The sequence below is a fragment of the Extensimonas perlucida genome (assembly GCF_007655255.1).
In the GTDB taxonomy this organism is placed as follows: Bacteria; Pseudomonadota; Gammaproteobacteria; order Burkholderiales; family Burkholderiaceae_C; genus Extensimonas; species Extensimonas perlucida.
In genome coordinates, this window is the sequence record NZ_VMYE01000009.1 from 62,744 (window position 1) to 87,489 (window position 24,746).

Below are 24,746 nucleotides of genomic sequence, written 5' to 3' on the forward strand. Positions count from 1 at the left end.
CCGCTTCGAACATCATTCGAACCAAAGGATTCCCAATGACTTCCGCACTCATCGTATCCACCGCCCGCACGCCGCTCGCCAAGAGCTGGAAGGGCTCTTTCAACATGACGCACGGCGCCACGCTGGGCGGCCACGCGGTGCAGCACGCCATCGCGCGCGCGGGCATAGACCCGGCCGAGGTCGAAGACGTGCTCATGGGCTGCGCCAACCCCGAAGGCGCGACGGGCAACAACATCGCGCGCCAGTGCGCGCTGCGCGCGGGCCTGCCGGTGTCGGTCTCGGGCATGACCGTGAACCGCTTTTGCTCCTCGGGCCTGCAAACCATTGCGCTGGCTGCGCAGCGCATCATCGCGGGCGAGGCGCAGGTCTTTGTCGCTGGCGGTGTGGAAAGCATTTCCTGCGTGCAGCAAGAGATGAACCTGCACATGATCGCGGACCCGGCGCTGGCCCAGCAAAAGCCCGAGATTTACTGGAGCATGCTGCAAACCGCCGAGCAGGTGGCCAAGCGCTACGGCATCGGCCGCGACGCCATGGACGAATACGGCGCCGCGAGCCAGCAAAAAGCCTGCGCTGCGCAGGCTGCAGGCAAGTTCGACGCCGAAATCGCACCCATCACCGTGACCGCGGGCGTGGTGGACAAGGTGCGCGGCATCATCACGCGCGAAGTCACCGTGAGCCGTGATGAAGGCACGCGCGAGGGCACGACCAAGGAATCCATCAGCACCATCAAGCCCGCGCTGCCGGGCGGCGTGGTCGCAGCAGGCAACGCGAGCCAGTTTTCCGACGGCGCAGGCGCCTGTGTGGTCGTGAGCGAGGAATACGCGAGCAAGAAGGGCTTGCAGCCGCTCGGGCGCTTCCTCGGTTTTGCCGTGGCGGGCTGCGAGCCCGACGAGATGGGCATTGGCCCGGTGTTCGCCGTGCCCAAGGTGCTCAAGCAGCTGGGCCTCAAAGTCGATGACATCGATCTGTGGGAGCTCAACGAAGCCTTTGCCGTGCAGGTGCTCTACTGCCGCGACAAGCTCGGCATCCCCAACGAGCGCCTCAACGTCAACGGCGGCGCGATCGCCGTCGGCCACCCCTACGGCATGAGCGGCCAGCGCCTGACCGGCCACGCGCTCATCGAAGGCAAGCGCCGCGGTGCCAAGCGGGTGTGCATCACCATGTGCATCGGCGGCGGCATGGGCGCGGCGGGCGTGTTCGAAGTGCTCTGACCTGCGTCAGTGAAGGCCAGAGGGCGCCGGAGCAGGGCAGTGGCTTTGCTCCGGCGCTTTTTTTATTGATAGCCTCTTGTGCCCGTCCATTCTGCCTAAATGCCATTTTTGAGGCCTAAACCATGAACCACCGCCAAACCCTCGAATTCTTGCTCTACGACTGGCTGCAGGCCGAGTCGCTGAGCGCCCGCCCGCGTTTTGCCGAGCACACGCGCGCGACCTTCGACGCCGTGCTCGATACCTGCGAGCGCATCGCGCGCGAGAAGTACGCGCCGTTCAACCGCCTCGTCGATACCGAGGAGCCGCGCTTCGACGGCGAAAAAGTCATCCTGCCGCAGGCCACGCACGAGGCTTATCGCGCGTATGCGGACTCGGGCATGCTCAGCGCAGCGCAGGACTACGACATCGGCGGCATGCAGCTGCCCTACACCGTGGAGGCTGCGGCAAACAGCTTTTTTGCGCTCGCCTCGATCAGCATCAACCCTGCGCTGCTCACCGTGGGCAACGCGAACCTGCTCATGGCGCACGGCAGCGCGCTACAGCAAAAGGTGTTTGCGCTGAACGAATTCAGCGGGCGCTTTGCGGGCACCATGTGCCTGAGCGAGCCGCAGGCGGGCTCGTCGCTCAGCGACATCGCCACGCGCGCCGTGCCCGACGTGCAGGCTGATACTCCGTGGGAGCAGGACCCGCTCGGGCCGCGCTACCGCCTCACGGGGCACAAGATGTGGATCTCGGGGGGCGAGCACGAACTCAGCGAGAACATCATCCACCTCGTGCTCGCCAAAATCCCCGGCCCCGACGGCAAGCTGGTGCCCGGCACCCAGGGCATATCGTTGTTCATCGTGCCGAAAAAACTCGTCGATACCGAAGGGCGCCTCACGGGCGAGCGCAACGACGTGGCGCTCGCGGGCCTGAACCACAAGCTCGGCTGGCGCGGCACGAGCAACACCTTGCTGAACTTCGGCGAGGGCAAATACCCGGTCGCGGGCCGCGCCGGCGCCATCGGCTACCGTGTGGGCGAGCCGGGGCACGGGCTTGCGTACATGTTCCACATGATGAACGAGGCACGCATCGCGATCGGCATGGCCGCGACCATGCTGGGCCTGGCCGGCTACTACGCGAGCCTGGAGTACGCAAAAAACCGCCCGCAAGGCCGCCCGGTGGGGCAGGGCGGCAAGGACGCCGCCAAGCCGCAGGTGCGCATCATCGAACACGCGGACGTGCGGCGCATGCTGCTCGCGCAAAAAGCCTACGGCGAAGGCGCACTCGCGTTGAACCTGCTGTGCGCGCGCCTCGTCGATGAGCGCTACACCGGCACGCCCGAGTCCGCCGAAGAAGCGCGCCTGCTGCTCGAAGTGCTCACGCCCATCGCCAAGAGCTGGCCCAGCGAAAACTGCCTCGAAGCCAACAGCCTCGCGATCCAGGTCCACGGCGGCTACGGCTACACGCGTGACTTTCCCGTCGAGCAATACTGGCGCGACAACCGCCTGAACATGATCCACGAGGGCACGCACGGCATCCAGGCCATGGACTTGCTGGGCCGCAAGGTGCGCATGGAAGGCGGCCGCGGCCTCACGCTGCTGGCCGAGCGCATGCGTGCCAGCGCCGCGCGCGCGCAGGCCGAGCCCGCGCTGCGCGAGCCAGCGCAGGCGCTGACACTCGCGCTCGCGCAAATCGGCCAAGCCACGCAAGATGCCTGGGCCACGGGCCAGCCGAGCGAGGCGCTCGCGAACGCCGTGCCGTACCTGCAGGCCTTCGGCCACACCGTGCTCGCTTGGGTCTGGCTCGACGTGGCACTCGCCACGCTGCGCGCAGATGCTACACTTTCAAAAGCGCAAAGCGTAGGCAGAATGGGCGCCATGCAGTATTTTTATCATTACGAGCTGCCCAAGATCGGCGCCTGGCTGCAGGTCGTGCGCCAGCGCGACATGACCTGCGCGAACCTGCCTGAAGAAGCATTCTGAGCACGATTGCTCTTGCAAAGATAGCTGCTTGCGCTTGATACATAAGGGCTAGCTGCCGATTTTGTTCAAAAAACACATGTCACCCCAAAATCGGCCCGATTGCGCGCCCCACCACGCGCCCGATGGCCGCTTTCGCAACCTGCCCATGGCCGCGCCGGCGCCTGCGCACCGGCTGTCCTTGCTCAAGGCGCTGCGCTGGCTCGTCACGGGCATTGCGCCCGACCCGGGATTCGACGCGCACGTGCCGGCGGACTTCGTCTATCCGAATCCGCGCACGCCGTTCGATGCCGCGCGCCCGCATGCGACCTGGATAGGGCACGACAGTTTTTTGCTGCAGCTCGCGGGCTTGCGCATCCTGACCGACCCGATTTTTGGCGACTACGCCGCGCCCCTGCCGTGGCCTGCGCTGCGCCGCCTGCGCCCCGCGGGCCTGGCGCTCGAACAGGTCGGGCCCGTGGACGCGGTGCTGCTCTCGCACAACCACTACGACCACCTCGAAGCGGCCACGGTGCGTGCGCTGGGCGAGCGCGCGCATTGGTTCGTGCCGCTCGGGCTCAAGGCCTGGTTTGCGCGCCGCGGCGTGCAGCGCGTGACCGAACTCGACTGGTGGCAGACGGTGGAATTGGCGGGCGGCCAGCAACTCACGTTCACGCCGGCGCAGCATTTTTCGGCGCGCGGCTTGTTCGACCGCAACCGCAGCCTCTGGGGCGGCTGGGTCTTACAGGGCGCGGGGCGGTGCGTGTATTTCGCGGGCGACACGGGCTACCACGACCGCATTTTTCGTGACATTGGCGCGCGCCTGGGCCCGCCCGATCTGGCGCTGCTGCCCATAGGCAGCTACGAGCCGCGCAGCTTCATGCAGTCCATGCACGCCGACCCGGCCGACGCGGTGCAAATCCACCGCGAGCTCGGCAGCCGCCTGAGCGTGGGCATGCATTGGGGCAGCTTTCGCCTCTCGGCCGAGCCGCCGCAGCACCCGCCCTGGCGTTTGTTCCAGGCGCTGCAGGCCGCGGGCGAGACGCCCGAAAATTTCCGCGTGCTCGAACATGGGCAGGCGTTGAATTTTTGAACCTCGGCATGCGCGCCACCACTCCAATCGCTCAGGCGACAGCGGCCGCGCAGCCTTGGCTGCACAATGGCGCAGGCAAGCAAGGTAGGCGCCTTTTGCATGCCGCATTTTTGCGTACTGCGCCAGCTGCTTTTTCTTCCTCTGGTTTTCGATCTTCAGGAGACACCCCATGACCCGTACCGTGCAACAACTGTTCGACCTCACTGGCAAGACCGCGCTGGTCACCGGCGGCTCGCGTGGCCTGGGCCTGCAAATGGCCCATGCGCTGGGTGAGGCCGGGGCGCGCATCATGCTCACCTCGCGCAAGGCGTCCGACCTCGAGCAGGCCGTGGCCGAGCTGCAAGACGCCGGCATAGACGCGCGCTGGATCGCCGCCGACTGCGCGCAGGAGTCCGAAATCCAGCGCCTCGTCGATGAAACCCTGCAGCGCGTGGGCGACGTGCACATCCTCGTGAATAACGCGGGCGCCACCTGGGGTGCGCCCGCCGAGGAGCATCCGCTCGAAGCCTGGGACAAGGTCATGAACCTCAACGTGCGCGGCTACTTTATCCTGAGCCAACTCATCGCCAACCGCAGCATGATCCCGCAGCGCGGCGGCCGCATCATCAATATCGCTTCGATCGCGGGGCTGGGCGGCAACCCCAGCGACATGAAAACCATCGCCTACAACACCTCCAAGGGCGCGGTGATCAACTTCACGCGTGCGCTGGCGGCCGAGTGGGGGCGCTTCAACATCACGGTGAACGCGATCTGCCCGGGCTTTTTCAAGACCAAGATGGCGCGCGGCCTGATCGAGATCATGGGCGAGGAAAAAATCCGCGAAAACGCCCCGCTGCGCCGCCTCGGCGACGACGAGGACCTCAAAGGCATCACGGTGCTCTACGCGAGCGACGCGGGCAAGCACATCACGGGCCAGTGGCTTGCCGTCGATGGCGGTGTGAGCGCGGTGATCAACGGTTGAGCGCTGCTGCGATCGCGCCGTTTTACCCGCATTTTCTGTATTGCGCTGCCTGCCGCGCCCTCTGACGTGGCGTGGCGGGGCATGCTTTGGAGGAGTTTTTCGTGTCCGGTATTCCAGTGGATGTGCCTTTCGTGCAGCACCTGGGCTTGGTCGTGCGCCGTATGGAAAACGGTGAGTCCGAGGTTTTTTTCGACGTGCGCCCCGAGCACATGAATTCCTTTGCTGTGGCGCACGGCGGCGCCACCATGACCTTGCTCGACGTGGCCATGGCCACGGCCGCGCGCAGCCAGACGCCCGAGCTTGGCGTGGTCACCATCGAGATGAAAACCAGCTTCATGCAGGCCGGGCGCGGCGCGCTGCTGGCCAAGGGCCGCGTGCTGCACCGCACCGCGCGCATGGCCTTCGTCGAAGGCACGGTCTATGACGCCACGGGGCGCGCGTGCAGCCACGCCACGGGCACCTTCAAATTCGTGCCGCGCCAGCCGCCCGCGGGTGCGCAGACTGCGCAGCCCGTGATTTACACCGACTGATAGCGAAAAATTTGGATGAAAAAGCCGCTTTGCGCAGGATTGATAAGCGCTAGCAGCTATTCAAACCATAGTAAACAGGAGCACGCCATGCCACGCAACACGCAAATTCTGCTCGCGAGCCGCCCGCAAGGCGAGGCCACGGTGGACAACTTCCAGCTCGTCGTCACCGAAACCCCGCCCTTGCAAGAAGGCCAGGTGCTCGTGCGCCACCATTACCTGAGCCTGGACCCGTACATGCGCGGGCGCATGAACGCGGGCAAAAGCTACGCACCGCCGCAGCCGCTGGGTGAGGTCATGATAGGCGCCACCGTGGGCGAAGTGGTCGAAAGCCGCCACCCCGACTACGCCGTGGGCGACCAGGTGGTGGGCATGGGCGGCTGGCAGGAGTACAGCGTGGTCGATGCGCGTCAGCCCGGCGTGCTGCGCAAGGTCGATACGCGCCAGGTGCCGCTGTCGTACTACCTCGGTGCGGTGGGCATGCCGGGCGTCACGGCCTGGTACGGTCTCGTGAAGATCATCGCGCCCAAGGCCGGCGACACGCTGGTGGTCAGCGCCGCCACGGGCGCCGTGGGCAGCGCCTTTGCCGCGCTTGCCAAGGCGCGCGGCTGCCGCGTCGTGGGCATTGCGGGCGGCAGCGAAAAATGCCGCTACGCGCTCGATGAGCTCGGCTTCGACGCCTGCATAGACTACAAACTCCACCAGGGCGACACGCAGTCGCTCGCGCGCGCCCTGCAGCAGGACTGCCCGCAGGGCATAGACGGCTACTTCGAGAACGTGGGCGGCTGGATCATGGACGCGGTGATGCTGCAGATGAACGCCTTCAGCCGCATGGCCCTGTGCGGCATGATCGCGGGCTACGACGGCCAGCCGCTGCCCATGCGCTACCCCGCGCTGATCCTCACGCAGCGCATGCGCCTCGAGGGTTTCATCGTGAGCGAGCACATGGACGTCTGGCCGCAGGCGCTGCAAGAGCTCACGGAGCTGGTCGCGAGTGGCAAGCTGCGCCCGCGCGAGACCATCGCGCAAGGCATCGCTTCTGCGCCCGAAGCGTTCCTCGGCATGCTCAAGGGCAAGAACCTGGGCAAGCAGCTCGTCAAGCTGGTCTGATGGGGCCCGAACAAGGAGCAGGGCGATGATCGACAACTTTCAAGGCAAGACCGCCGTGCTCACGGGCGCGGGCTCGGGTTTCGGGCGCGAGTGCGCACGCCTGGGCGCGCGCTGGGGCATGCAGCTCGTGCTCGTCGATGTGCAGCAGGACGCGCTCGACGCCGCCGCAGCCGAGGCGCAGGCCGCGGGCGTGCCGGTGCTCGCGCGGCGCGTCGATGTGTCCGACGCAGCGCAGATGCAGGCGCTTGCCGACGCCGTGGCCGAGCGCTTCGGCGCGCCACATTTCGTCTTCAACAACGCGGGCGTGGCCACGGCGGGCTTGCTGTGGGAACATGGCGTGCAGGACTGGGAATGGGTGCTGGGCGTGAACCTTTGGGGCGTGATCCACGGTGTGCGCCTGTTCACGCCCATGATGCTCGCCGCCGCGCGCCAGGATCCCGCCTGGCGCGGCCATATCGTCAACACCGCGAGCATGGCCGGGCTGCTGACGCCGCCGAACATGGGCATTTACAACGTCAGCAAGCACGCCGTCGTGGCGCTCACCGAAACGCTGTACCAGGACTTGCGCCTGGTCACCGACCAGGTCAGCGCGAGCGTGCTGTGCCCGTACTACGTTGCCACCGGCATAGGCTAGAGCGAGCGCAACCGCCCCCAAGACCTGCCAGGCGCCGCGCCCACGGCGAGCCAGCGCATAGGCCAGGCCATGACCGACAAGGCCGTGCGCGGCGGCAAAGTCTCGGCCGCCGAAGTCGCACAAAAAGTATTCGACGCCGTGGCCCAAGACCAGTTCTACATCTACAGCCACCCGCACGCACTCGGCGGCGTGCGCAACCGCATGGAAGACATCCTGCTGGCGCGCAACCCCACCGACCCGTTTGCCGAGCGCCCCGAGATCGGAGCGCAACTGCGCGCGGCCTTGCGTGGCGGCTGAGCGGCTGGCTTCCCGCCCGCATCACAGCGTCATCTATACCCACCACGACTTACGCAAATCGGGATCAGGCAAGGCGCTCGCCCCCAAGGCAAAACACTTTCCTGCATCCTTGTTTGCGTAAGTCCAGCCCACGAAAATCCATGCCTTTCACACCCACTCCGTGTGCTGCGCCAAAGGCGATGCGGCGGGATTTGATCGAAGAAGGCGACACATGGACAAATCACGGGATGACGCGCAAGACGCAGCCGGCGCCGCGCCCACCCATTGCAGCGCCTGGGCCATCTTCCTCATCTTCCTGCGCCTGGGCCTGAGCTCGTTCGGCGGACCGATCGCGCACCTGGGCTATTTCCGCACCGAATTCGTCGAAAAGCGCCGCTGGCTGAGCGAGCACGCTTATGCGGACTTGGTGGCGCTGTGCCAGTTCTTGCCCGGGCCTGCGAGCAGCCAGGTGGGCATGGCGCTGGGCTTCTCGCGCGGCGGGTATGCAGGTGCGCTGGCGGCCTGGCTCGGGTTTACCTTGCCTTCGGCAATCGCGTTGATCTTGTTCGCGCTGGGCCTGGCGCGCCACGCCGAACTGCTGCCTGCCGGCGCGCTGCACGGCCTCAAAGTCGTGGCCGTGGCCGTGGTGGCGCAGGCGGTATGGGGCATGGCGCGCACGCTGTGCGCCGACGTGCCGCGCGTGAGCATCATGGCCATCGCCACCTGTGCAGCGCTCGCGCTGCCCAGCGCCTGGGGGCAGGTCGGCATCATCGTGGCTGCGGGTTTGGTGGGCCTGCTGTGGTTCGCGCCGCCGCCGGCACTTGACCGGGTGGGCTTGCCCATCGCCATGGGGCGGCGTGCTGGAGCCGTCTGGCTGGCCTTGTTTTGCGTGCTGCTGCTCGGCCTGCCTGCGCTGGCCGCGGCTTGGCCCAGCCAGCCTTTGCGCATGGTCGATGCTTTTTACCGCGCGGGCGCTTTGGTGTTCGGCGGCGGCCATGTCGTGCTGCCGCTGCTGCAAGCCGAAGTCGTGCCGCCAGGGTGGGTGAGCCAGGAGGCATTTTTGGCGGGCTACGGCGCGGCGCAGGCGGTGCCCGGGCCGCTGTTCACGTTTGCGGCTTTTCTGGGCGCCTCGATGAATGTGGCGCCATCAGGCTGGTGGGGCGGGCTGCTGTGCCTGGCGGCAATTTTTGCGCCCAGCTTTTTATTGATCCTCGGAGCACTCCCATTTTGGGAGCTGCTCAGGCACGATGTACGGGCGCGAAAGGCACTTTTTGGCATCAATGCCGCGGTGGTCGGTCTGCTGCTCGCTGCGCTCTACACGCCCGTGTGGACGAGTGCGATCCTCGCGCCGCAGGATTTTGGCCTGGCCTTGCTCGCGCTGGTCGCGCTGATGTTCTGGAGGCTGCCGCCCTGGCTGGTGGTGCTGGGCAGCGGCCTGCTCGGGAGTCTGTTGGGGGCTTGGGGGGCTTGAGTGTTGCCCCCGCACTGACGCTCTGCGTCAAATGACTTTGGCGATCGCCTGGCAGACGTAGTCCACGTTTTTGCTGTTGAGCGCGGCCACGCACATGCGGCCCGTGTCGGTGCCATAAACGCCGAACTCGCTGCGCAGGCGCTGCATTTGCTCCTTGCTCAGGCCCGAGTAGCTGAACATGCCGACCTGGCGCGTGATGAAGTCCATGTTTTGCTGCACGCCCGCGGCCTGCAAGCCTTCCACGAGCTTTTGCCGCATGAGCTTGATGCGGCTGCGCATGGCGCCGAGTTCCTGCTCCCACTGGGCACGCAGGCTGGCATCGCTGAGCACCTTGGCCACCACCGCGCCGCCGTGCGTGGGCGGGTTGGAGTAGTTGGTGCGGATCACGATCTTGAGCTGGCTCAGCACGCGCGCGGCTTCGTCCTGGTCTGCGCAGACGACCGAGAGCGCGCCCACGCGCTCGCCGTACAGGCTGAAGCTCTTGGAAAACGAGGTGGCGACGAAAAAGTTCAGCCCGGCGGCGACGAACTGGCCGATCACGGCGCCGTCTTCGGCAAGCCCCGCGCCGAAGCCCTGGTAGGCCATGTCGAGGAAGGGCACGAGGCCGCGCGCCTGCACGGTGGCCACTACCTGGCGCCACTGCGCGGCGTCGAGGTCGTAACCCGTGGGGTTGTGGCAGCAGGCGTGCAGCACGACGATGGTGCCTGGCGCGGCGGCGTTCAGGCTCGCGAGCATGCCGTCAAAGTCGATGCCGCGCCGCGCGGCGTCGTAGTAGGTATAGGTATCGACCGCGAAGCCCGCGTTGCTGAACAGTGCGCGGTGGTTTTCCCAACTCGGATCGGAGATCAGCACCTTGGCCTCGGGGTTGAGTTTTTTCAGAAAATCAGCGCCGATCTTGAGCCCGCCTGTGCCGCCCAGCGCCTGCACCGTGGCCACGCGGCCCGACTGCAGGGGCTCGGAGCCCGCGCCGAAGACGAGGTTTTTCACGCCGGCGTTGTAGGCCGGGATGCCGTCTATGGGCAGGTAGCCGCGCGGCGTGGGCTGTGCCATCAGCGCGGCTTCGGCGCTTTGCACGCATTGCAGCAGCGGCAGCTTGCCGTCGTCGTCGAAATAAACGCCCACGCCGAGGTTGACCTTGTGCGGGTTGGGGTCGGCGGCGAACTGTTCGTTCAGGCCCAAAATCGGGTCGCGGGGAGCCATGGTGACGGCGGAAAACAAAGACATGGTGAGTCCTCAGGCGCAGTGCGGGTGGTAAAAAGCGTCGCTTCGGTGGAAATTCCGTGCCTTGCCCTCAGTTGAGGATCGCTCTGCAAGGCTTCCATCTAAGCAAACTGCGAATTTTAGCTAGGCCACCATGCACGCTCCACCCGCTGCACCCACTGCACCCGCCGCACCCCACCCCGACCGGCTTGCGCAAGGGGAGTTCGTCCATTTCCCGGACTCGCCCTTTGCGCTTTTTCAGCCCTATCCGCCCGCGGGCGACCAGCCTGCGGCGATCGCGCAGCTCGTGCAGGGCGTGCGCGACGGCGAGGTGTTTCAGACCTTGCTGGGCGTGACTGGCTCGGGCAAGACCTTCACCATGGCGAACGTGATCGCGCGCCTGGGGCGCCCGGCCATCGTGTTTGCGCCCAACAAGACGCTGGCGGCGCAGCTCTACAGCGAGTTCCGCGAGTTCTTTCCCAAGAACGCGGTCGAATACTTCGTGAGCTACTACGACTACTACCAGCCCGAAGCCTACGTGCCGCAGCGCGATCTGTTCATCGAAAAAGACAGCGCGATCAACGAGCACATCGAGCAGATGCGCCTGTCGTGCACCAAGAGCCTGATGGAGCGGCGCGACGTGGTCATCGTGGCCACGGTGTCGGCGATTTACGGCATCGGCGATCCGCAGAGCTACCACCAGATGGTCATGACGCTGCGCGTGGGCGACCAGGTGGGCCAGCGCGACGTGATCGCGCAGCTCATCCGCATGCAGTACCAGCGCAACGAGCAGGACTTCCAGCGCGGCAAGTTCCGCGTGCGCGGCGACACCATCGACGTGTTCCCGGCCGAGCATTCCGAGCTCGCGCTGCGCATAGAGCTGTTCGACGACGAGGTCGAGAGCCTGCTGCTGTTCGATCCGCTCACGGGCCGCGTGCAGCAAAAAATCCCGCGCTTCACGGTGTACCCGAGCAGCCATTACGTGACGCCGCGCGCGCAGGTGCTGCAGGCCGTCGAAAGCATCAAGATCGAGCTGGCCGAGCGGCTGCAGGAGCTGCTCGCGCAGGGCAAGCTCGTGGAGGCGCAGCGGCTCGAGCAGCGCACGCGCTTCGACCTCGAGATGCTCAGCGAGGTCGGGCACTGCAAGGGCATCGAGAACTACACGCGCCACCTTTCGGGCGCAGCGCCCGGCGAGCCGCCGAGCACGCTGGTGGACTATCTGCCCAAGGATGCGCTCATGTTCCTCGACGAAAGCCACCAGATGGTCGGCCAGCTCAACGCCATGTACAACGGCGACCGCGCGCGCAAGACCACGCTGGTCGAGTACGGCTTTCGCCTGCCTTCGGCGCTCGATAACCGGCCGCTCAAGTTCGCGGAGTTCGAGCAGCGCATGCGCCAGGTGATTTTCGTCTCGGCCACGCCCGCCGACTACGAGCTCAGCCATTCGGGCCAGGTGGTCGAGCAGCTCGTGCGGCCCACGGGCCTGGTCGATCCCGAGGTCGAGGTGCGCCCCGCGACGCACCAGGTCGATGACGTGCTGCAGGAAATCCGCCTGCGCGTGCAAAAAGACGAGCGCGTGCTCATCACCACGCTGACCAAGCGCATGGCCGAGCAGCTGACCGACTACCTCAGCGACAACGGCGTGAAGGTGCGCTATCTGCACTCCGACGTGGACACCGTGGAGCGCGTGGAAATCATCCGCGACCTGCGCCTGGGCGCCTTCGACGTGCTCGTGGGCATCAACCTGCTGCGCGAGGGGCTGGACATTCCCGAAGTGTCGCTCGTGACCATTCTGGACGCCGACAAGGAGGGCTTTTTGCGCGCCGAACGCAGCCTGATCCAGACCATAGGCCGCGCCGCGCGCAACGCCCATGGCAAGGCGATCCTGTACGCCGACACCATCACCGCATCCATGCGCAAAGCCATCGACGAAACCGAACGGCGGCGCGCCAAACAGATCGCCCACAACCAGGCGCACGGCATCACGCCGCGCAGCATCGTCAAGCAGGTGCGCGACCTGATCGACGGCGTCTATAGCGAAAAGTCGGCGCGTGCGGCCGAGCAGCTGGCGCAGGAGGCACTCGCGCGCGCGCAGGCCGAGGCGCTGTCCGAAAAAGACCTCGCGCGCGAGATCAAGCGGCTCGAAAAGCAAATGCTCGAGCACGCACGCAACCTCGAATTCGAGCAGGCCGCGCGCGTGCGTGACCAGCTCGCGCGCCTGAAGGACGCGGCTTTCGGTGCGCATGGCGAAGACAGCGTGTCGGCCTGATGGCGAGGGAATTACCGCCAATCCCGACAAATTTGATTGGGAATTGTGCTAAAATCCGGGCCATTACGAAGAAAACAGCCCAGTACGAAGGGCTTCGCCGCAGTGGGTCTTCAACCCCTTGCTGCGGCGAAGAAGAGGGTGGAGACGGCGCCTGCACACATTGATTGCTGCAGGCAGTTTTTGACAACCCAAAGAGCCTCATTAGGAGCTTGCCATGCGTCTCACAACCAAAGGTCGTTTTGCAGTCACCGCCATGATCGATCTGGCCCTGCGCCAGAACAATGGCCCCGTCACACTCGCGGCCATCAGCCAGCGTCAGCATATTTCGCTCTCTTATCTGGAGCAGCTTTTCGGCAAGCTGCGCCGCAACGAGCTCGTCGAGTCCACGCGCGGCCCGGGCGGCGGCTACACGCTCGCGCGCAAGGCCGAAGAAATCACCGTGGCCGACATCATCCTCTCGGTCGATGAGCCGATCGACGCCACGCAGTGCGGCGGCAAAGAAAATTGCCTGGGCGAATCCGGGCGCTGCATGACGCACGAATTGTGGTCGGCGCTGAACCAGCGCATGGTTGAGTTCCTCGACTCGGTCACGCTGCAAAAGCTCGTAGATGACCAGCTCGCCAAGGGCGTGGAGGTGGAAGCCAAGCCCGCCGCGCGCCGCGCGATCTCGACCACGCCCGTGGTCAAACCGATCCGCGTGAACGCGCCGAACTCGGTGTTCGCGCTGGGCAACGCCTTCGCCAAATCCTGATGACCAAGCGGCTGCGCGCGCCCTTTCACTTCTGATTTTGGGGCGCGTCGCGGCGGTGCGCTGGGCAGACAGCCCGGCAGCGCCGTGCGCGCGGCAGCACGAATTTTTGCTGAGTTCCTATCCTGAGTTCCTATTGCGAGCCGACCATGGACACGAAAACGCAACTCCCCATCTACCTCGACTATGCGGCCACGACGCCCGTCGATCCGCGCGTGGTCCAGGCCATGATTCCCTGGTTGCACGACCATTTCGGCAACCCCGCCTCGCGCAGCCACGCCTGGGGCTGGGAGGCCGAAGAGGCCGTGGAAAAGGCGCGTGGGCAGGTCGCCGACCTGATCGGCGCCGACCCGCGCGAAATCGTCTGGACCAGCGGCGCGACCGAATCGAACAACCTCGCGCTCAAGGGCGCGGCGCATTTCTACCAGGGCAAGGGCAAGCACCTCGTCACCGTCAAGACCGAGCACAAGGCTGTGCTCGACACCATGCGCGAGCTCGAACGCCAGGGCTTCGAAGTCACTTACCTCGACGTGCAGGAAAACGGCCTGCTCGACCTCGACCGCTTCAAGGATGCGCTGCGCCCCGACACCATCCTTGCGAGCGTCATGCTCGTGAACAATGAAATCGGCGTGATCCAGGACATCGCCACCATTGGCGCGCTGTGCCGCGAAAAGGGCGTCGTCTTTCACGTCGATGCCGCGCAGGCGACGGGCAAGGTCGAAATCGACCTGCGCACGCTGCCGGTCGATTTGATGAGCCTGGCTTCGCACAAGACCTACGGCCCCAAGGGCATTGGCGCGCTGTACCTGCGCCGCAAGCCGCGCGTGCGCATCGAGGCGCAGATGCACGGCGGCGGCCACGAGCGCGGCCTGCGCTCGGGCACGCTGCCCACGCACCAGATCGTCGGCATGGGCGAGGCCTACCGCATCGCGCGCGCCGAAATGGCGCAAGACCTGGCCAAGGCGCGCGCGCTGCAAAAGCGCCTGCTCGACGGCCTGCTGCAGATCGAGCAGGCGTTCGTCAACGGCGACCTGCAGCAGCGCGTGCCGCACAACCTGAACATCAGCTTCAACTTCGTCGAGGGCGAGTCGCTGATCATGGGCATCAAAAACCTGGCCGTGTCTTCGGGCTCGGCCTGCACCTCGGCGAGCCTGGAGCCCAGCTACGTGCTGCGCGCGCTGGGCCGCAGCGACGAGCTCGCGCACAGCAGCTTGCGCCTGAGCATAGGGCGCTTCACCACCGAAGCCGAGATCGACACCGCCGTGCAGGCCATTCGCGACAACGTGGCCCGCCTGCGCGAGCTCAGCCCCTTGTGGGAGATGTACCAAGAGGGCATAGACCTCAACACCATCCAATGGGCCGCACACTGACGTCATTGCTTATCTAGAAAAAGGAGGTTTCACCATGGCTTATTCGCAAAAAGTGGTTGACCACTATGAAAACCCGCGAAACGTGGGCTCGTTCGACAAGGGTGACGACACCGTGGGCACGGGCATGGTCGGCGCGCCCGCGTGCGGCGACGTCATGAAGCTGCAGATCAAGGTCAATCCGCAGACCGGCGTGATCGAAGACGCGCGCTTCAAGACCTACGGCTGCGGCTCGGCCATCGCCTCGTCTTCGCTCGTGACCGAATGGGTCAAGGGCAAGACGCTGGACGAGGCCACGACGATCAAAAACAGCCAGATCGCCGAAGAGCTGGCGCTGCCGCCCGTGAAGATCCACTGCTCCATCCTGGCCGAAGACGCGATCAAGGCCGCGGTGCAAGACTACAAGCAAAAACATGCTGTCCCCACAGGCGCCTGAGATGGCCATCACGCTGACCGAAGCTGCGGCGCGGCACGTGCGCCGCTACCTCGAACGCCGGGGCAAGGGCCTGGGCGTGCGCCTGGGCGTCAAGACCACGGGCTGCTCGGGCCTGGCCTACAAGCTCGAATACGTGGACGAGCCCCAACCCGAGGACGTGGTCTTCGAGAGCCACGGCGTGAAGGTACTGACCGACCCCAAGAGCCTGGCCTACATCGACGGCACCGAGCTCGACTACGTGCGCGAAGGGCTCAATGAAGGCTTCAAGTTCCACAACCCGAACGAGCGCGACCGCTGCGGCTGCGGCGAGAGCTTTCGCGTCTGACGCGGTCTGATAAGCTCGCGCGCATCGCTTGCGCTTCACCCAGAGTCCGACCGCCAGCCGCTGGCGGTTTTTTGTTGCCATGAACCTCCAATCCGACGACTTCGAACTGTTTGGCGTGCCGCGCCGCTTCGCGCAAGACCGCGCGCAGCTCGACGCGCGCTGGAAAGAGCTGCAGCGCGAGGCGCACCCCGACCGCTTCGCCGCCCAAGGCCCCGCCGCCCAGCGCGCGGCCATGCAGTGGTCGGTGCGCATCAATGAGGCCTACCAGCGCCTCAAAGACCCGCTGCGCCGCGCCGCCTATCTGTGCGAATTGCACGGCGTGCCGCTGCGCGCCGAGGACAACACGGCCATGCCCGCGCAGTTTCTGCTGCAGCAGATGCAGTGGCGCGAGGCGCTCGAAGAGGCGCGCAGCGCCGCCGAGGTCGATGCGCTGGCGGGCAGCGTGCAGCAAGCCTGGCAGGAGACGCTCGCGCGCTGCGCCGAGCTGCTCGACCAGCGGCAGGACTACGCGGCTGCGGCGCAGGAGGTCAGAGCCCTCATGTTTCTTGGGCGCTTTGCCGAGGACGTGGAACGCCGGCGCGAGGCCTTGGGACAATAAACCCGCGCGTCAACCGGCGCGCGTCGCGTGTGCTTTTTTGCATGAAATTCGCCTTTTACCAAGGCAGGACGTGCGCAAGCAGCTCTTTTTTTGATACTCCATGGCGTTACTGCAAATCTCCGAACCCGGCCAATCCCCCGACCCGCACCAGCGGCGCATCGCCGTTGGCATAGACCTTGGCACCACGCATTCGCTCGTCGCTGCGGTGCGCAACGGCGTGCCCGAATGCCTGCCCGACGCGCAGGGCCGCGTGCTGCTGCCCTCGGTCGTGCGCTACCTCGCGCAGGGCGGGCGGCAAATCGGCTGGGAGGCGCTGGCCGCGCAGGCGCAGGACGCGCGCAACACCATCGCCTCGGTCAAGCGCTTCATGGGGCGCGGCCTCGCGGACGTGGCGCAGGCGCAGCAACTGCCCTACAGCTTCGTTTCGGGCGCTGCGGGCGCTACGGCTGAAGGGCAGGGCGGCGGCATGCTGTCGCTGGCCACGGCGGGCGGCGTCAAGTCGCCGGTCGAGGTCAGCGCCGAAATCCTCGCCACGCTGCGCCAGCGCGCCGAAGACACCTTCGGCCAGGAGCTCTACGGCGCCGTGATCACCGTGCCCGCGTATTTCGACGACGCGCAGCGCCAGGCCACCAAGGACGCGGCCAAGCTCGCGGGCATCCACCTGCTGCGCCTGCTCAACGAGCCCACGGCCGCGGCGATCGCCTACGGGCTGGACAACGCGAGCGAAGGCATCTACGCCGTCTATGACCTTGGCGGCGGCACGTTCGACATCTCCATCCTGCGCCTGAGCAAGGGCGTGTTCGAGGTCATCGCCACGGGTGGCGACTCGGCGCTGGGCGGCGACGACTACGACGCGGCGCTGGCCGACTGGGTGCTGCAGCGGCTCGGGCGCAGCAGCGAAAGCCTCACCGACCCCACCGACAAAGCCGCGTTGCTCCTGGCCGCGCGCGCCTGCAAGGAAGCCCTGACTGCTTCTGAAAGCGCAGCATTCAGCGCACGTCTGGCGGGTGAAGACGTGCAAATCGACGTTCAACGCAGCGACTTCGAGGCGGCGACCGCGCACCTCACCGAGCGCACGCTCACCGCGGTGCGCCGCGCCTTGCGCGACGCCAAGCTGCGGCCCGAAGAAGTGCAGGGCGTGGTCATGGTCGGCGGGGCCACGCGCATGCCGCAGGTGCAGCGCGCGGTGGCGCAACTGTTCGGGCGCGCGCCGCTCAACAACCTCAACCCTGACGAGGTCGTGGCGCTGGGCGCGGCGATCCAGGCGCACCAGCTCGCGGGCCATTCGATGGGCGGCGACGATCTGCTGCTGCTGGACGTGATTCCGCTCTCGCTCGGCATAGAGACCATGGGCGGCCTGGTCGAGCGCATCATCCCGCGCAACGAAACCATCCCCACGGCCAAGGCGCAGGACTTCACCACGTTTCAGGACGGCCAGACGGCGCTCGCGATCCATGTCGTGCAGGGCGAGCGCGACCTCGCCAAGGACTGCCGCAGCCTCGCGCGCTTCGAGCTGCGCGGTATCCCGCCCATGGCCGCAGGCGCGGCGCGCATCCGCGTGACCTTCACCGTCGATGCCGACGGCCTGCTCTCGGTCAGCGCGCGCGAGCTCACGAGCGGCGTGGAGGCGCACATCGACGTCAAACCGTCTTATGGCCTGTCGGACGAGCAGATCGCGCGCATGCTGCAAGAGGGCTTTGCCACGGCGGAGCAGGACATGCGCGCGCGCGCGCTGGTGGAGGCGCGCGTCGATGCCGACCGCATGCTGCTGGCCACGCAAAGCGCGATCGAGGCCGACGGTGACCTGCTGACGCCGCCCGAGCGCGCCGAGATCGACGCGCTCATGGCCGCGCTGCGCACGCAGCTGCAGGGCGACGACGCAGCGGCGATCGAAGCCGCCACGGCGGCGCTGGCCAAGGGCACCGAAGCCTTCGCCGCGCGGCGCATGAACCGCAGCATCCAGCAGGCACTCGCCGGCAAGAGCGTGCAAAGCCTTTGACCACTCTTTTTTGCGCCCCTCCAGAGCCCCGCATGCCCGTCATCAAAATCCTGCCCCACCCTGAATACTGCCCCGCCGGCGCCGAGATCAGCGCGCCCGCCGGCACCTCGATCTGCGAGGCGCTGCTCGAGCACGACATCCCCATCGAGCACGCCTGCGAGATGAGCTGCGCCTGCACCACCTGCCACGTGATCGTGCGCGAAGGCTACGATGCGTTGAACCCGCCCGACGAAGACGAAGAAGACCTGCTCGACCGCGCCTGGGGCCTCACGCCGCAGTCGCGCCTGTCGTGCCAGGCCATCGTCGGGGCGCGTGACCTGACGGTGGAAATCCCCAAATATTCGATCAACCACGCCAAGGAAAAACACTGATTCCCGGATTGCCATGACGCGCCAGATCGTTCTCGACACCGAAACCACGGGCCTTTCTGCCGAAGGCGGCGACCGCATCATCGAAATCGGCTGCGTGGAGCTGCTCGCGCGCAAGCTCACGGGCAACAACAAGCACTTTTACCTGAACCCCGAGCGCGAAAGCCACGAGGACGCGCTCAAGGTGCACGGCATCAGCAACGAGTTTTTGCTCGACAAGCCCAAGTTCGCGGCGGTGGCGCCGGAGCTCATCGAATACCTGCGCGATGCCGAAATCATCATCCACAACGCAGCCTTCGACGTGGGCTTTCTGAACAAAGAGCTGGAGCTCGCGGGCCACCCGCCGCTGCAGCACTTCGTCGCGTGCATCACCGACACGCTGGCCATGGCCAAGGAGCTGTTTCCGGGCAAGCGCAACTCGCTCGACGCGCTGTGCGACCGCCTGGGCGTGGACAACTCCAGCCGCACGCTGCACGGCGCGTTGCTCGACGCCGAGCTACTGGCCGATGTCTATATTTACCTCACGCGCGGGCAGGACGCGCTGCTGGTTCTCGATGAGGTGCAGGAGGGCGCCGGCACGGGCGATGCACGCATCGATCTGCGCGGCTTTGCGCTGCCCGTGCTGCGCGCCAGCGCGCAGGAACTCGCAGCGCACGAGGAAGTCCTCGCGCAGATCGACAAAGCCAGCGGCGGCAAAACCGTTTGGCGCGCGCTGCCGTGAAATTTGCTGCGCGCCTTGTGCCATAATCGCGGGCTCAGCGCAGCACTCGGGTGATTAGCTCAGCGGTAGAGCACTGCCTTCACACGGCAGGGGTCACATGTTCGATCCATGTATCACCCACCAATCTTGCGCTGCGTGCACCGCGGCTTTCGATGAGACCGTGCGTGGCGCAGGCAAATGGGTGCATTTGGTGAATGCGTTTGGGTGATTAGCTCAGCGGTAGAGCACTGCCTTCACACGGCAGGGGTCACATGTTCGATCCATGTATCACCCACCAGATTCGCTTCACCCAAAATTCCACACACACAGTCAGTCTTGCTTAGCCCGATCAAAGGCAGTCTGCCTTGTCCATTCGGGCTTTTTTTTCGAGCCCGATGAGGGGCGCGCGCGCCGGGTGCTTGAGTAGAATCTTCGCGATTCTCTGCTTTGGGCATCGTGGTGGGCGCATTGGGTGCATCTGCACGGCGCTTCCCCAAGCCCCCACCCAACCCATGACCCTCCTCGTCACCGGCGGCGCCGGCTTCATCGGCAGCAACTTCGTACTCGACTGGCTTGCGCAAAACGACGAGTCCATCGTCAACCTCGACAAACTCACCTACGCCGGCAACCTGCAAAACCTGGCCAGCCTGCAGGACGACGCGCGCCACATCTTCGTGCACGGCGACATCGGCGACAGCGAGCTGCTCGAGCGCCTGCTCGCAGAGCACCGCCCGCGCGCCGTGCTGCACTTCGCGGCCGAAAGCCACGTCGATCGCAGCATCCACGGGCCCGAAGACTTCATCCACACCAACGTGCTCGGCACCTTCAGGCTTTTGGACGCCGCAAGGCAATACTGGCAAGCGCTAGAAGCTCCTGAAAAAGAAGCATTCCGCTTCCTGCACGTGAGCACCGACGAAGTCTATGGCTCGCTCGCCGCAGACGCGCCCGCGTTCACCGAGCAGCACTGCTACGAGCCCAACAGCCCCTACAGCGCGAGCAAGGCCGCCAGCGACCACCTCGTGCGCGCCTGGCACCACACCTACGGTCTGCCCGTGCTCACCACCAACTGCAGCAACAACTACGGGCCCTACCACTTCCCCGAAAAACTCATCCCCTTGTGCATCCACCATGCGCTCGCGGGCCAACCCTTGCCGATCTACGGCGACGGCCGGCAGATCCGCGATTGGCTCTACGTGCAAGACCACTGCAGCGCCATCCGCCGCGTGCTCGCCGCAGGCCGCGTGGGCGAGACCTACAACATCGGCGGCTGGAACGAAAAAACCAACCTCGAAGTCGTGCAAACCCTGTGCGCCATCCTCGACGAGCTTGCGCCGCGCGCCGACGGCCAGTCTTACGCGCAGCAAATCACCTTCGTGCAAGACCGCCCCGGCCACGATCGCCGCTACGCCATAGACGCGAGCAAACTCGAACGCGAACTCGGCTGGAAGCCCGCCGAAACCTTTGCCAGCGGCATCCGCAAAACCGTGCAGTGGTACCTGGCCCACCAGGACTGGGTGCGCAATGTCACCAGCGGCGCCTACCGCCAGTGGATCGACCTGCAGTACGCCAGCCCCGAGGCCGACACCAACAACCGCACCAACAAGGAGGCCGCATGAGCCCGCGCAAAGGCATCATCCTCGCCGGCGGCTCCGGCACGCGCCTGTACCCCGTCACGCAGGCCGTCTCCAAGCAGCTCATGCCCGTGTACGACAAGCCCATGGTCTACTACCCGCTGAGCACGCTCATGCTCGCGGGCATCCGCGAGGTGCTCGTCATCAGCACACCGCAAGACACACCGCGCTTTGCCGAACTGCTGGGCGACGGCAGCCAGTGGGGCATGCAGCTGCACTACGCGGTGCAACCCAGCCCCGACGGGCTCGCGCAGGCGTTTCTGATCGGCGAAGCTTTTATCGGCAATGACCCATCGGCGCTCGTGCTCGGCGACAACATCTTCTACGGCCACGACCTTGTCAAGCTGCTGCAAAGCGCGAACGCGCGCACCGCGGGCGCCACGGTCTTTGCCTACCACGTGCAAGACCCCGAGCGCTACGGCGTGGCGGAGTTCGACGCCCAAGGCCGGGTGCTGTCCCTGGAGGAAAAGCCCGCGCAGCCCAAATCGAACTACGCCGTCACCGGGCTCTACTTCTACGACCAGCAAGTGGTCGAGCTGGCGAAGGGCCTGAAGCCCTCGGCGCGTGGCGAGCTCGAAATCACCGATCTCAACCGGCTGTATCTGCAGCAAGGGCAGTTGAGCGTCGAAATCATGGGCCGCGGCTACGCCTGGCTGGACACCGGCACGCACGACAGCTTGCTCGATGCTGCGAGCTTCATCGCCACCTTGCAAAAACGCCAGGGCCAGATGATCGCCTGCCCCGAAGAGATCGCCTACCTGCAGCGCTGGATAGACGCAGAGCAATTGCAGGCGCTGGCGGCGCCGCTGCGCAAGAGCGGCTACGGGCAGTATTTGCTGGGCCTGTTGAGCCCAAGCCACTGAAGCGCCCCTGGAACGCGCAACGAAACGCCTCATGCCCTACCAAGTCACCCCCACCGCCTTGCCCGAAGTGCTCATCCTCGAACCCAAAGTCTTCGGCGACGAGCGCGGCTTCTTTTTTGAAAGCTACAACCAGCGCGACTTCGCCCAGGCCACGGGCTTGCAGGTCGCATTCGTGCAGGATAACCACAGCCGCAGCGTAAAAAACGTGCTGCGCGGTCTGCATTATCAAATTCAGCAGCCGCAAGGCAAGCTCGTGCGCGTGGTGCAGGGTGAAGTTTTCGACGTTGCCGTCGATCTCCGAAAAAAAAGCAAAACCTTTGGTCAGTGGGTAGGCGAAATCCTTTCGGCAGAAAACAAACGCCAGCTGTGGATTCCCGCCGGGTTTGCGCATGGCTTCGTCGTGCTCAGCGACACGGCGGAGTTTCTCTACAAAACCACCGATTACTACGCCCCCGCGCACGAGCGCTGCATCCGCTGGGACGACCCGGCCATAGGCATCCGCTGGCCGATTGCCGCGCCGCCCATTCTTGCCGCCAAGGATGCGGCGGGCAAGCTGCTCGCCGAGGCCGAGGTGTTTGCTTGAGCCACCAAGCGGACTTCCCGGAAAAGTAGAGCCGTGGCGCATTCCATCGATAGCGCCGACTGCGTCGTGATCGGCGCGGGCGTGGTCGGGCTCGCGGTGGCGCGCGCCTTGGCCTTGGCGGGGCGCGAGGTGCTGGTGCTCGAGGCGCAGGGCACGATCGGCACGGGCACGAGCGCGCGCAACAGCGAGGTGATCCACGCAGGCCTGTATTACCCGCCAGATTCACTCAAAGCGCGGTTGTGCGTGCGCGGGCGCGACTTGCTCTACGCCTATTGCGCGGCGCGTGGCGTGCCGCATAGGCGCTGCGGCAAACTCATCGTGGCAACGGCGTCGCACGAACTGGAGCGGCTGGAGGCGCTGGCGCAGCGCGCAGCCGCAAACGGCGTGCACGATTTGCAGTGGCTGGACGCCGCGGCGGCGCGCGCGCTCGAACCTGCGCTTGCTTGCGCGGCGGCGCTGCATTCGCCGAGCACCGGCATCATCGACAGCCACGCGCTCATGCTGGCCTTGCAAGGCGACCTCGAGCGCGCGGGTGGCATGGTCGTTTTGCATTCCAAGGTAAATTCGGCCAAGGTGCTTGATGGACGTGCGCAAGAAGCTATTCTTTTGGAGGTCCACGAGGGCACATTGTTGCAGGCGCGTACGGTGGTCAACGCCGCCGGGCTGCAGGCTTGCGCCTTGGCGCGGCGCTTTGCCGGGCTCGACCCGCGCCACGTGCCCATGCCTTGCTTTGCCAAGGGCAACTACTTCACGCTCACAGGAAAGGCGCCGTTTCGCCGCCTGATTTACCCCGTGCCGCAGGAGGGCGGCCTTGGCGTGCACCTGACGCTCGACCTGGCCGGGCGGGCCAAGTTCGGGCCGGACGTACAGTGGCTCAAAGGGGGCGATGGATTCGATGCGCCCGACGACTTCACGGTGGACGCCGCGCGCGCCGCAGCGTTTGCTGGCGCGGTGCGCAAATACTGGCCCGGTTTGCCAGGCGGCGCGCTGGCCCCTGGATACGCTGGCATTCGCCCCAAGATCAAAATCGATGGCGCCATCGCCGATGATTTTTACATCGCCGGGCCGCAGCAGCATGGCGTGCGTGGGCTGGTCAACCTGTTCGGTATCGAGTCGCCAGGCCTGACCAGTGCGCTGGCGATCGCCGAGTGGGTGCTGCAGTTGCTCGCCGACGCGGCATAAGCCATGATCACGCGGTCTTGACTTGCGTCATTGAGGGATTTGCGGCCAGCGGCTAAGATGCTTCTGACCGTGCGAGGCTTGGTTTGTGCGGCTCGGTTGCTATTTTGTTTTCACTTTACTGAAAGGCTTGTATGACGACCTCCATCAACTCCACCCAGGCAGAACTCGAGAAACTGGTCGCCGACCTGCGCGGCTTGATCGCCAGCAAAGACCTCGACGCCGTGCCGGAAATCAAAGTGCTGCGCCAGCGCATCGACGACGGCATGCACTCGGTGCGCGAGGCCACCGTGCGCGCCGCGCACGAGGCCGCGCGCCAGGCCAAGGACGCCGCGCTGGCAGCCGACCGTTACGCGCACGACGAGCCCTGGCGTCTGGCTGGTGCCGCGCTCGCCATTGGCACGCTCGTGGGTTTCGTGCTTGGCCGCCGCTGATCGGCGTGGCACGGCGATGTCCCACCGTTCTTGGGCGGCAGCATGAACTGGCTTTCGCTGCTCGGGCTCGATGAATGGTTGGCGCGCTGGCATACCTCGCTGCGCGAAGGGGCTGTCGCCGCCGAAGACCGCTTCGAGCTCGCGCGCCTTGAGTGGGAACAGCTCAAGCGCCACGGGTTCACGTTGCTGCTATTGGGCGTGGCGCTGCTCGTGCTCGCGGTGGTGGTGTTTGTGAGCCTGTCGGCGGCTGTGTTGCTGCAGTTTTGGGACAGTCCTCAGCGTGCGCTCGTCGCGTGGCTCGTGGCGCTTGCGTGGTTGCTGTTGTGGGTGGGCGCGGTGGCCTGGGGCTGGTCTTTGGTGCAGCGCTGCCGCAACGCCTTCGCCCTCACACAGCGCGAATTGGCGCAAGACTGGCGTGAGTTCAAGGAGCGTTTGTGATGTGCGCCGACAAATCTGCCCCGGCAACTTTGGATGTGACGCCTGCGCAGCAGCGCGTGCTCGAGCGCATCGCCGTGCAACGCGAACGTCTGCGCGCACGCCGCGCCGCACGGCGGCAGGCGCAAGCGCGCACGCACGAGGCGGCAAACGCCGCCACGGCTGCGGCCGATGGCTCTGCACCGGGGGGCTTGTACCCCCCCGATGCTTCCTTTGCCGAGCGCCTGGCCTTGTTTGCGCGCGCCCACCCCGCGGTCGCGGGCACGGCGGTGGCGGCTCTCATCGCTGCCGCGGGTCCGCGTCGCGTGCTGCGCTGGGTGACGGTCGCGTTGCCTTGGATCTTGCGTTTGCGTGGGTGAGGGCAGGGCATTGCCCCCAAAATCCTGAT

At 65.9% G+C, this 24,746-nt stretch carries 24 protein-coding genes, 2 tRNA genes and 1 pseudogene; 26 read left to right on the forward strand and 1 reads right to left on the reverse strand.

Annotated elements, in window-relative coordinates; all coding sequences use genetic code 11:
- Positions 1-35: 35 nt before the first annotated feature.
- From FK527_RS09605 to chrA, 8 genes and pseudogenes are all read left to right on the forward strand, one after another.
- Positions 36-1,211, forward strand: coding sequence for an acetyl-CoA C-acyltransferase (locus FK527_RS09605; protein WP_144732775.1), 1,176 nt, complete (start codon positions 36-38; stop codon positions 1,209-1,211).
- A 122-nt stretch (positions 1,212-1,333) separates the two neighbouring features.
- A complete protein-coding gene (locus tag FK527_RS09610; RefSeq protein ID WP_144732778.1) occupies positions 1,334-3,175 on the forward strand; it encodes an acyl-CoA dehydrogenase in 1,842 nt (613 codons plus the stop codon).
- A 76-nt stretch (positions 3,176-3,251) separates the two neighbouring features.
- Positions 3,252-4,244, forward strand: a complete 993-nt coding sequence (locus FK527_RS09615) for an MBL fold metallo-hydrolase (RefSeq protein WP_144732781.1) — start codon at positions 3,252-3,254, stop codon at positions 4,242-4,244.
- A 169-nt stretch (positions 4,245-4,413) separates the two neighbouring features.
- Complete coding sequence (locus FK527_RS09620) at positions 4,414-5,205, forward strand: SDR family oxidoreductase (protein WP_144732784.1); 792 nt, start codon at positions 4,414-4,416, stop codon at positions 5,203-5,205.
- Positions 5,206-5,306: 101 nt separating this feature from the next.
- Positions 5,307-5,735, forward strand: a complete 429-nt coding sequence (locus FK527_RS09625) for a PaaI family thioesterase (protein ID WP_144732786.1) — start codon at positions 5,307-5,309, stop codon at positions 5,733-5,735.
- An 87-nt stretch (positions 5,736-5,822) separates the two neighbouring features.
- A complete protein-coding gene (locus FK527_RS09630; protein WP_144732789.1) occupies positions 5,823-6,842 on the forward strand; it encodes an NADP-dependent oxidoreductase in 1,020 nt (339 codons plus the stop codon).
- A gap of 25 nt (positions 6,843-6,867) precedes the next feature.
- Positions 6,868-7,773: pseudogene (locus FK527_RS09635) on the forward strand (SDR family oxidoreductase).
- A gap of 211 nt (positions 7,774-7,984) precedes the next feature.
- Positions 7,985-9,223, forward strand: coding sequence for a chromate efflux transporter (gene chrA / locus FK527_RS09640; RefSeq protein WP_144732792.1), 1,239 nt, complete (start codon positions 7,985-7,987; stop codon positions 9,221-9,223).
- A gap of 27 nt (positions 9,224-9,250) precedes the next feature.
- Here the strand turns inward: chrA and FK527_RS09645 are convergent, their stop codons facing one another.
- Complete coding sequence (locus FK527_RS09645; protein WP_144732795.1) at positions 9,251-10,447, reverse strand: amino acid aminotransferase; 1,197 nt, start codon at positions 10,445-10,447, stop codon at positions 9,251-9,253.
- A gap of 130 nt (positions 10,448-10,577) precedes the next feature.
- On the opposite strand from FK527_RS09645, the gene uvrB reads away from it, so the two are divergent.
- The 18 genes from uvrB (at position 10,578) to FK527_RS09735 (ending at position 24,717) form a co-directional block, all read left to right on the forward strand.
- On the forward strand, positions 10,578-12,692 hold the full coding sequence (gene uvrB / locus FK527_RS09650; protein ID WP_144732798.1) for an excinuclease ABC subunit UvrB: 2,115 nt from the start codon (positions 10,578-10,580) through the stop codon (positions 12,690-12,692).
- 214 nt (positions 12,693-12,906) lie between these two features.
- Positions 12,907-13,443, forward strand: a complete 537-nt coding sequence (gene iscR / locus FK527_RS09655; RefSeq protein WP_144732801.1) for a Fe-S cluster assembly transcriptional regulator IscR — start codon at positions 12,907-12,909, stop codon at positions 13,441-13,443.
- Between the two features lie 146 nt (positions 13,444-13,589).
- On the forward strand, positions 13,590-14,810 hold the full coding sequence (locus FK527_RS09660; RefSeq protein WP_144732804.1) for an IscS subfamily cysteine desulfurase: 1,221 nt from the start codon (positions 13,590-13,592) through the stop codon (positions 14,808-14,810).
- Between the two features lie 34 nt (positions 14,811-14,844).
- Positions 14,845-15,243: a Fe-S cluster assembly scaffold IscU gene (gene iscU, locus FK527_RS09665; RefSeq protein ID WP_144732807.1), complete on the forward strand. Its 399-nt coding sequence runs from the start codon at positions 14,845-14,847 to the stop codon at positions 15,241-15,243.
- A 1-nt stretch (position 15,244) separates the two neighbouring features.
- Positions 15,245-15,568 (forward strand): iron-sulfur cluster assembly protein IscA, encoded by a 324-nt coding sequence (gene iscA / locus FK527_RS09670; protein ID WP_144732954.1) that lies wholly within the window; start codon positions 15,245-15,247, stop codon positions 15,566-15,568.
- A gap of 79 nt (positions 15,569-15,647) precedes the next feature.
- Positions 15,648-16,166 carry a Fe-S protein assembly co-chaperone HscB gene (gene hscB / locus FK527_RS09675; protein WP_144732810.1) on the forward strand — a complete coding sequence of 173 codons (519 nt, stop codon included), beginning with the start codon at positions 15,648-15,650 and terminating at the stop codon, positions 16,164-16,166.
- A gap of 100 nt (positions 16,167-16,266) precedes the next feature.
- On the forward strand, positions 16,267-18,165 hold the full coding sequence (gene hscA / locus FK527_RS09680; protein ID WP_144732813.1) for a Fe-S protein assembly chaperone HscA: 1,899 nt from the start codon (positions 16,267-16,269) through the stop codon (positions 18,163-18,165).
- 32 nt (positions 18,166-18,197) lie between these two features.
- Complete coding sequence (gene fdx, locus FK527_RS09685; protein WP_144732816.1) at positions 18,198-18,536, forward strand: ISC system 2Fe-2S type ferredoxin; 339 nt, start codon at positions 18,198-18,200, stop codon at positions 18,534-18,536.
- Positions 18,537-18,549: 13 nt separating this feature from the next.
- A complete protein-coding gene (dnaQ, locus tag FK527_RS09690) occupies positions 18,550-19,254 on the forward strand; it encodes a DNA polymerase III subunit epsilon (protein ID WP_144732819.1) in 705 nt (234 codons plus the stop codon).
- 48 nt (positions 19,255-19,302) lie between these two features.
- Positions 19,303-19,377, forward strand: a tRNA-Val gene (locus FK527_RS09695).
- A 79-nt stretch (positions 19,378-19,456) separates the two neighbouring features.
- A tRNA-Val gene (locus FK527_RS09700) sits at positions 19,457-19,531 on the forward strand.
- A gap of 214 nt (positions 19,532-19,745) precedes the next feature.
- Positions 19,746-20,849 (forward strand): dTDP-glucose 4,6-dehydratase, encoded by a 1,104-nt coding sequence (gene rfbB, locus FK527_RS09705; RefSeq protein WP_144732822.1) that lies wholly within the window; start codon positions 19,746-19,748, stop codon positions 20,847-20,849.
- On the forward strand, positions 20,846-21,727 hold the full coding sequence (gene rfbA, locus FK527_RS09710; protein WP_144732824.1) for a glucose-1-phosphate thymidylyltransferase RfbA: 882 nt from the start codon (positions 20,846-20,848) through the stop codon (positions 21,725-21,727). The genes rfbB and rfbA overlap by 4 nt, the downstream gene beginning before the upstream one ends.
- 31 nt (positions 21,728-21,758) lie before the next feature.
- Positions 21,759-22,310 carry a dTDP-4-dehydrorhamnose 3,5-epimerase gene (rfbC, locus tag FK527_RS09715; RefSeq protein WP_144732827.1) on the forward strand — a complete coding sequence of 184 codons (552 nt, stop codon included), beginning with the start codon at positions 21,759-21,761 and terminating at the stop codon, positions 22,308-22,310.
- A gap of 33 nt (positions 22,311-22,343) precedes the next feature.
- Positions 22,344-23,492: an NAD(P)/FAD-dependent oxidoreductase gene (locus FK527_RS09720; RefSeq protein ID WP_246072738.1), complete on the forward strand. Its 1,149-nt coding sequence runs from the start codon at positions 22,344-22,346 to the stop codon at positions 23,490-23,492.
- Positions 23,493-23,623: 131 nt separating this feature from the next.
- Positions 23,624-23,923, forward strand: coding sequence for an ElaB/YgaM/YqjD family protein (locus FK527_RS09725; RefSeq protein ID WP_144732830.1), 300 nt, complete (start codon positions 23,624-23,626; stop codon positions 23,921-23,923).
- A gap of 42 nt (positions 23,924-23,965) precedes the next feature.
- A complete protein-coding gene (locus FK527_RS09730) occupies positions 23,966-24,361 on the forward strand; it encodes a phage holin family protein (protein ID WP_144732833.1) in 396 nt (131 codons plus the stop codon).
- Positions 24,361-24,717, forward strand: coding sequence for a hypothetical protein (locus tag FK527_RS09735; RefSeq protein ID WP_144732836.1), 357 nt, complete (start codon positions 24,361-24,363; stop codon positions 24,715-24,717). Before FK527_RS09730 ends, FK527_RS09735 begins: the two co-directional genes overlap by 1 nt.
- Positions 24,718-24,746 lie beyond the last annotated feature (29 nt).

Coding starts and splice junctions, on each gene's coding strand:
- FK527_RS09630 (WP_144732789.1), top strand. CDS start 5,823: ATGCCACGCAACACGCAAATTCTGCTCGCGAGCCGCCCGCAAGGCGAG.
- iscA (WP_144732954.1), top strand. CDS start 15,245: ATGGCCATCACGCTGACCGAAGCTGCGGCGCGGCACGTGCGCCGCTAC.
- rfbB (WP_144732822.1), top strand. CDS start 19,746: ATGACCCTCCTCGTCACCGGCGGCGCCGGCTTCATCGGCAGCAACTTC.
- iscR (WP_144732801.1), top strand. CDS start 12,907: ATGCGTCTCACAACCAAAGGTCGTTTTGCAGTCACCGCCATGATCGAT.
- FK527_RS09725 (WP_144732830.1), top strand. CDS start 23,624: ATGACGACCTCCATCAACTCCACCCAGGCAGAACTCGAGAAACTGGTC.
- dnaQ (WP_144732819.1), top strand. CDS start 18,550: ATGACGCGCCAGATCGTTCTCGACACCGAAACCACGGGCCTTTCTGCC.
- chrA (WP_144732792.1), top strand. CDS start 7,985: ATGGACAAATCACGGGATGACGCGCAAGACGCAGCCGGCGCCGCGCCC.
- FK527_RS09620 (WP_144732784.1), top strand. CDS start 4,414: ATGACCCGTACCGTGCAACAACTGTTCGACCTCACTGGCAAGACCGCG.
- hscA (WP_144732813.1), top strand. CDS start 16,267: ATGGCGTTACTGCAAATCTCCGAACCCGGCCAATCCCCCGACCCGCAC.
- fdx (WP_144732816.1), top strand. CDS start 18,198: ATGCCCGTCATCAAAATCCTGCCCCACCCTGAATACTGCCCCGCCGGC.
- FK527_RS09730 (WP_144732833.1), top strand. CDS start 23,966: ATGAACTGGCTTTCGCTGCTCGGGCTCGATGAATGGTTGGCGCGCTGG.
- rfbC (WP_144732827.1), top strand. CDS start 21,759: ATGCCCTACCAAGTCACCCCCACCGCCTTGCCCGAAGTGCTCATCCTC.
- FK527_RS09615 (WP_144732781.1), top strand. CDS start 3,252: ATGTCACCCCAAAATCGGCCCGATTGCGCGCCCCACCACGCGCCCGAT.
- iscU (WP_144732807.1), top strand. CDS start 14,845: ATGGCTTATTCGCAAAAAGTGGTTGACCACTATGAAAACCCGCGAAAC.
- FK527_RS09660 (WP_144732804.1), top strand. CDS start 13,590: ATGGACACGAAAACGCAACTCCCCATCTACCTCGACTATGCGGCCACG.
- FK527_RS09610 (WP_144732778.1), top strand. CDS start 1,334: ATGAACCACCGCCAAACCCTCGAATTCTTGCTCTACGACTGGCTGCAG.
- rfbA (WP_144732824.1), top strand. CDS start 20,846: ATGAGCCCGCGCAAAGGCATCATCCTCGCCGGCGGCTCCGGCACGCGC.
- uvrB (WP_144732798.1), top strand. CDS start 10,578: ATGCACGCTCCACCCGCTGCACCCACTGCACCCGCCGCACCCCACCCC.
- FK527_RS09605 (WP_144732775.1), top strand. CDS start 36: ATGACTTCCGCACTCATCGTATCCACCGCCCGCACGCCGCTCGCCAAG.
- hscB (WP_144732810.1), top strand. CDS start 15,648: ATGAACCTCCAATCCGACGACTTCGAACTGTTTGGCGTGCCGCGCCGC.
- FK527_RS09735 (WP_144732836.1), top strand. CDS start 24,361: ATGTGCGCCGACAAATCTGCCCCGGCAACTTTGGATGTGACGCCTGCG.
- FK527_RS09645 (WP_144732795.1), bottom strand. CDS start 10,447: ATGTCTTTGTTTTCCGCCGTCACCATGGCTCCCCGCGACCCGATTTTG.